This is a genomic window from Nostoc sp. WHI, from assembly GCF_015714725.1.
Classification (GTDB): Bacteria; Cyanobacteriota; Cyanobacteriia; order Cyanobacteriales; family Nostocaceae; genus Nostoc.
The window spans coordinates 1-6,435 of sequence record NZ_WBKM01000269.1; the positions used below are offsets into that span (position 1 = coordinate 1).

Annotated in this window: 6 protein-coding genes and 3 pseudogenes; 5 read left to right on the forward strand and 4 right to left on the reverse strand. The window is 40.1% G+C overall.

What is annotated here, in order from left to right; all coding sequences use genetic code 11:
* Nucleotides 1-50 precede the first annotated feature (50 nt).
* From F8S12_RS27180 to F8S12_RS42470, 3 genes and pseudogenes are all read left to right on the forward strand, one after another.
* The gene (locus F8S12_RS27180) at nucleotides 51-1,694 is read left to right on the forward strand and encodes an acetolactate synthase large subunit (protein WP_196519403.1); all 1,644 of its coding nucleotides are present in this window, start codon (nucleotides 51-53) and stop codon (nucleotides 1,692-1,694) included.
* 265 nt (nucleotides 1,695-1,959) lie between these two features.
* Nucleotides 1,960-2,321, forward strand: a pseudogene (locus F8S12_RS27185) (transposase); the annotation flags it as partial.
* Complete coding sequence (locus F8S12_RS42470) at nucleotides 2,304-2,432, forward strand: hypothetical protein (RefSeq protein WP_442946834.1); 129 nt, start codon at nucleotides 2,304-2,306, stop codon at nucleotides 2,430-2,432. The pseudogene F8S12_RS27185 and the gene F8S12_RS42470, both read left to right, overlap by 18 nt.
* Nucleotides 2,433-2,502: 70 nt before the next feature.
* Here the strand turns inward: F8S12_RS42470 and F8S12_RS27190 are convergent, their stop codons facing one another.
* The gene (locus tag F8S12_RS27190) at nucleotides 2,503-3,333 is read right to left on the reverse strand and encodes a metallophosphoesterase (protein ID WP_196519404.1); all 831 of its coding nucleotides are present in this window, start codon (nucleotides 3,331-3,333) and stop codon (nucleotides 2,503-2,505) included.
* Nucleotides 3,334-3,638: 305 nt separating this feature from the next.
* Between F8S12_RS27190 and F8S12_RS27195 the strand changes: the two genes are divergently transcribed.
* Complete coding sequence (locus F8S12_RS27195) at nucleotides 3,639-4,805, forward strand: nucleotide-binding protein (RefSeq protein ID WP_196519405.1); 1,167 nt, start codon at nucleotides 3,639-3,641, stop codon at nucleotides 4,803-4,805.
* 294 nt (nucleotides 4,806-5,099) lie between these two features.
* Here the strand turns inward: F8S12_RS27195 and F8S12_RS41035 are convergent.
* Nucleotides 5,100-5,189 (reverse strand): annotated as a pseudogene (locus F8S12_RS41035) (GlsB/YeaQ/YmgE family stress response membrane protein); the annotation flags it as partial.
* A 218-nt stretch (nucleotides 5,190-5,407) separates the two neighbouring features.
* Between F8S12_RS41035 and F8S12_RS41780 the strand changes: the two are divergent.
* Entirely contained in the window at nucleotides 5,408-5,536 is a 129-nt protein-coding gene (locus F8S12_RS41780; protein ID WP_269144854.1) for a hypothetical protein, read from the forward strand.
* A 73-nt stretch (nucleotides 5,537-5,609) separates the two neighbouring features.
* On the opposite strand, the gene F8S12_RS27200 is transcribed toward F8S12_RS41780, so the two are convergent.
* Together F8S12_RS27200 and F8S12_RS41040 are read right to left on the reverse strand one after the other, a co-directional pair.
* Nucleotides 5,610-5,888: a hypothetical protein gene (locus tag F8S12_RS27200; protein ID WP_196519406.1), complete on the reverse strand. Its 279-nt coding sequence runs from the start codon at nucleotides 5,886-5,888 to the stop codon at nucleotides 5,610-5,612.
* 155 nt (nucleotides 5,889-6,043) lie between these two features.
* Nucleotides 6,044-6,435 (reverse strand): annotated as a pseudogene (locus tag F8S12_RS41040) (hypothetical protein); the annotation flags it as partial.

The window sequence follows — 6,435 nt, forward strand, 5'->3', positions numbered from 1 at the left end:
CCACTCCCCACTCCCCATTCCCCAATATCGTTACTACTTAGGAAATAAAAATGAATACAGCAGAATTATTGGTGCAATGCCTAGAAAATGAAGGAGTGCAATATATTTTTGGACTCCCTGGCGAAGAAAACTTACACGTTTTGGAAGCGCTAAAACATTCTTCCATTAAATTTATTACAACTCGTCATGAACAGGGTGCAGCATTCATGGCGGATGTCTACGGACGCCTGACAGGAAAAGCCGGGGTGTGTCTTTCTACTCTTGGGCCTGGGGCAACCAACTTGATGACTGGGGTAGCAGATGCTAACCTTGATGGTGCGCCTTTAGTGGCAATTACTGGGCAAGTGGGAACGGATCGAATGCACATCGAATCCCATCAATATTTGGATTTGGTGGCAATGTTTGCACCTGTTACCAAGTGGAATAAGCAGATTGTGCGACCGAGTATTACACCAGAAGTAGTGCGGAAAGCCTTTAAGCGATCGCAATCTGAAAAACCTGGTGCAGTTCACATCGATTTGCCAGAAAATATTGCTGCCATGCCTGTAGAAGGTAAACCTTTGCGTAAGGATAGTAGCGAAAAAACCTATGCATCTTTTGCTAGCATTCGGGCAGCAGCAGCCGCAATTTGCCAAGCAGTTAACCCATTAATTTTAGTAGGAAATGGGGCAATTCGCGCTCATGCTAGTGATGCAGTTACCCAATTTGCCACCTTGCTGAATATACCTGTTGCCAATACCTTCATGGGTAAAGGCGTGATTCCCTACACCCATCAATTAGCATTGTGGTCAGTAGGATTACAGCAAAGAGATTACATTACCTGTGGCTTTGATAACACAGATTTAGTAATTGCGATCGGCTATGATTTGATTGAGTTTTCCCCAAAGAAATGGAATCGTAATGGTGAAATTCCCATTGTGCATATTGGGGTAAGTCCGTCGGAAATTGATAGTAGTTATATTCCCAACGCCGAAGTAATTGGAGATATTTCAGATTCACTGTATGAAATCTTAAAATTAGCAGATAGACAAGGTAAACCTGATCCTTTTGCCATCAGCTTAAGGGCAGATATTCGAGCTGATTACGAACAGCATGCTCATGATGATGGATTTCCCATCAAGCCGCAAAAGTTAATTTATGACTTACGGCAAGTGATGGGCCCAGATGATATCGTCATCTCGGATGTTGGTGCACATAAAATGTGGATGGCTCGTCATTATCATTGCCATAGCCCCAATACTTGCATAATTTCCAACGGCTTCGCGGCTATGGGTATTGCCATTCCTGGCGCTTTAGCAGCAAAACTCGTTCATCCCAACCGCAAAGTTGTTGCTGTAACAGGCGATGGCGGCTTTATGATGAATTCTCAAGAATTAGAAACAGCCTTGCGTGTCGGTACGCCCTTTGTCACCATAATTTTTAATGATGGTGGTTATGGGTTGATTGAGTGGAAGCAAGAAAATCATTTTGGCAAAGGAAACTCATCCTTTGTACATTTCAGTAATCCTGATTTTGTCAAATACGCCGAAAGCATGGGTTTAAAAGGCTACCGAGTTAAATCGGCTCTAGACTTGATTCCCACACTTAAAGAAGCCCTCGCTCAAGATGTACCAGCCGTGATAGATTGTCCCGTAGACTACCGCGAGAATCACCTCTTCACTCAAAAAGCCGGCGAGTTGAGTTGTGCAGTGTAAAAAATAGAGACGCGATTAATCGCGTCTGTACAGGAGTTAGGAGTTATTTATTCCTAACTCCTTATTAAAGCCCTAATCTCTTATATTCATCATTAAAGTTTGGTGCGGTGTGAGAACTGAGTTTAGAAGTAACCATTGAAGATGCAAGTGCCTACACCCTGCGATTTAGACCATTTTATGGATGTAATGGGACTTAAACAAAAAGGAAAACCAAAATAAGGTATGATGCTTTATCAGTATAGCTTTCACGTTGAAGTAACAGCCGATGAAAGAGACAACCCCCGCAGCCATGCCGCCGTGTTTTGAAAAATGGTGTCAACGGTTTGATGAATCATTTACTTACTTATAAAGCCCAAAAAAGAGGGTTTAGGCACTATTTAGGGGGATTATTGGGGGAAAGCGATAGAGTTATATCAACACGGCAATTCTTTACCCAGTGGTAAGCAAGACCCAGAGGTTGAGAAAAAAACTGAATTAGCGCTGAAGCTAATAGATAGAACACTCAAACGAGGATATCAACCGGGAATCGTACTTATAGATGCTGGGTATGGCAACAATACATCCTTCTTATTAAAGTTAGAGAAGAGACAATTAAAGTATTTAGGAGGATTGGCGAAAAATCGAAAAGCCTTAGAAGCCTTTAGAACGGCTATGTCTTATCGATTTTTCGATTGGTTAACCCTCAACCGTGACGTATTTGCTGCTTACAAAGCCAGTTTGGGCTTTATTTGGGCTTAGTTTTTGTTTAAGTCCCGTTAGCCAGAATACCTACTGTGATTACGTTCTTATATTTTGAATTTTGAATTACTTACTCACCTTGTAGCGTGATTATAGTAACCTCTGGGCGGCAAAATAAACGTCCTGGGAGATAAGTTCCCAAACCACGATTGACATATAACTGATTTTTTCCTAGCCGATGAAAACCTTGTGCCCATTCCCAATGGCTGACTACAGAGATATTTATTTGCAAAAATGGCAGTCTACGCCGTACTTTTTTGGGTATTTTTTCTCCAAGCTTTTCGTAAAAAAACATTGCAGGGCCAATACCGGGAATCACGATTTGACCCCCGTGAGTATGACCAGATAATTGTAAATCGACTCGCCAGGCTTGCAGTATTTCCGCAGTATCCGGGTTGTGGGATAAAACGATACAGGGTGTGTCGGGATTTAGCTGGTTCATAACTACTACAGGATTGAATTCCTGTGACCAATAATCTGCCAATCCAACGAGTGGCAATTCTTTGCCTAGTGGATAGGCAATTTCGTTCCAAAGGACATGAATTCCAATGCTAGTAAGGGCATCTGTAACTTCTGCTTTTGCGTGTTTGTAATGTATATCGTGATTGCCAAGAATAGCATAGATACCACTGCGACTTTGCAGATGTTTAAGTCGAAGCACCAGTTGGTGAATCGGTGTCGGATCGTCAGTTACGTAGTCACCAGTTAATAAAATTAAATCTGGTTCAGCTTCGTTAGTAAATGCGATCGCTTTTTCTAACATATCTTCCGACAGCCGCAAACCATCGTAGTGGAAATCTGACAACTGCACCAACTTCTTACCCTGTAACGATGCAGGCAGCCCGGCAATGTTAACCGTCAATTTCTCTATACTTAATGGCCCAGATAACAACCAATGCATAAAACGTTCAATAAAGCTAAATCATAGCGCTTACAGCTTAACTAAACATTGTCGGTTTGTGTGAAGCGATCGGTGCAACTTATTGAAAATTTCATGATACTTGTGGATTTTAGCGTATTTATACTTATTTAAATCAGATGTAACTTTGCTGTTAATTTATGCCAGAGTATGGTGCATTTCTCTAAAAGACGAGGGCATAGTGATTCATATTACGTATATAAAGCAACTATGCGGTCAGGGTTGATTTTTGTAGAGTATACTATGTTACATAGTACCACCCTAAACCAAACCACCTAAAGCTGTTTATGTCATCACCATTAGAACCACAATTCATCCAGGATTTTACCCACTTTGAGCAGCACGTAGCAAAACTGATCCATAAAGCAGATTGGACAGTTGAAACTGCAAAGACCAATCAACCTGGCTATGATCTAGTGGTCAAAAAAGGAAACCTAGTTGTTGTTGTTCAGGTTAAATGGCTAAAAGGTAACGTAACAGCGCCGCAGCTTTTAAAGTTTGCTGACTTTTTAGATTCTGACGAAGGCAAAAAATTTAATTTTGGTTGGTTTATAACCACAAAAGGATTTGGCGGCCCAGCATTGGCATTAATGAGAACCTGGGGTAAAGATACTAAAATTCGCTGTGGCATTGCCCATGAAAATAAGCTAGTTGGGATTGACGGTGATTCCGTCATTGGTAGCAGAGATAATCCAAAGCATGACGAAGAAACTAGTTCAAAAAAAGTTTATTTTGGAGTTTTTACCTGTAAAGGCGGAGTAGGAAAAACAACTGTAGCAGGGCATTTAGCAGGAGCATTAGCGCTGCAAGGATTTAATGTGGCACTTGTGGACTTAGACCGAGAACAAAATTTGCACAAATTAGTAGGTGATGGTGTTTTTGTTCCCAATCCTAAAGGGGTAGGTACAACTATTCAAGTGTTTGACGGAAGTGATTGGGATGAAGATGCTGCCCGTGATTGTCAAATAGTAATTTGCGATTGTTCACCTGCACTAGAACGTAATCCTTCAGATATAGTTAAACGATTAGATTATTGTATTATTCCAACAACCTTCAACCCACTGGGAATAAGCAAGCACGGTAAAGTTATTCAAGAAACTGTTAGAGAAATACGTGAAATCAATCAAGAAGCTCATTTATTTGTGTTAGTTAATAATTTTAAAGATCCTGGTGTTAAGCGTTTAAGGCTTTTAAAAGAAGTTTATTATAATGCTTATAAGGAAATTCGTAAAATAGATAATAAATTTCATTGTATAGATCCAGAAGAAGTTTGTATTCGGGCTAGTGACCTACTTTACTACTGGGGTATACATATACTCGAAAACCCAGAAAATCCTGCTAGTAGATTAGCGTTTGATCTGGTTGGCGGAAGATGCTACCCGCGTGAAGATTTTATCAACTTAGCAGATTATATTGAAAGAGAAGCTGGTATAGGAATTCTTAGAGCTAATTAAGACTTTAAAAAAATTTGAATCGACCACGGGGCGATCGCTAACCTTCCTATATAGGACTAGTATTTGATTTGTGAAACACACCCTACGATTAATGGATATTGTTTTACTTGACAGTCCCTTAACAGCGATCGCACAGCATTGTATTACCACCAATTATTATTTTATTTATCAACAATTATAAAAATAGCGACACCCTATAATTAGACTGCCGCTATTTTTTTGATTCAATTCACAGTAAAAAATTGTTAAATGAATTTCTTAAGTATCCTTGATTTATTGACCGCAATTTTGGTTTTATACAGCACTGCGGCGGGTTAATAAATTCCACAGGAAAACCGCAACAATTGCACCAAGAACTGCCAGCGCAACACCTGGGATACTAAGACATTAAATAGATAAACGTTTTTTACTCACGAATACATACTATTAATCTTAATCTTTTGACTCCCTCTACCATCAGAATCAATGATTAATATCCATAAAGAATAATTTAATTGCAGCAACTAGGTTTATTAATATCTGCCTCAATTGAAGTAGATAATCAATTAAAAAAAGCTCCTAGAGGTCTTTAACTAGGAGGTTATCAATATCAGCACTTTGACATGGCCAGGATACCTGCCACGATCGCATTTCAATACGGTTCGGTTAAAACAAGAGACGCGATAAATCGCCGTCTCTACAATAATCAATCTTTCGTCGTGACGGCGACTTATCGCGTCTTTCCGATCTAGAATTTTCATCAAAAAACCTTAACCAAACCGTATTGGATCGCATTCTTCTTTACGAGACACTAGGCAAACATTTCTAACTTTTAATTTTTAATTGCTTATCCCAATTACTGTTAATGGCTCGATGGCTGAGAACTGCGAACAGTCTGCGGTAAGACCAATGCATACTTAGGAAAATCAGACTTACCAAGGTTAGCAGCATGACACCCAGAATCGTCTTATACGCTTTAGTGTGCCACCAAAGTCGCTTTAGTTGTGCAGCAAGTTGCATCCACTGTCTGCCTATTTTGAAGCTATTGGAATTGTGAATGGTGATTCCTAAAAATGCTGCTGTGTTTTGCCGCGTGATTGCCATTTTAACTACTCCTGTAGAACTCAACGTCTAACTATTCAATAATTTATGCTTTAATCTACTATAAGTCGATAGATTTACTGGTATTTATATGCAGTATGGCATAGCTTGATGTAAGAAGCAAGCATGAAGGGGATTAGGTATTCTGACTTTTCCCGTTAAGTCTCTGTTGCAAGCTGCAAACCCTCACAGAGGTCGTGTAATTTTAACCAACCTCGCCACAGTACCTGGATACCAATAGGAGTTCTATGTCGATGTTCAAGATATCCGCCAAGACGAGCGATCGCTTCCACAGCCCAACCAGCTGTTAACACTTCACTATCAGAATCTAAGCTCCGGTTATGAGCGGCACGAACTACGACACCCGTGTGTTGAAGTTGACGAATTTTATCGAAAACTTCTGTGATATCACCTTCTCTGTCGAAAACATGAATTACTCGCGTGTGCTTAGTTACAAGTTTTTCTACAATCCTGCCATAATCAAGAAAAGTGGTGTCTCCAACACACAGCACTACATCGTATTCTGCAACAGTTTCCGCCGTCATTTGAC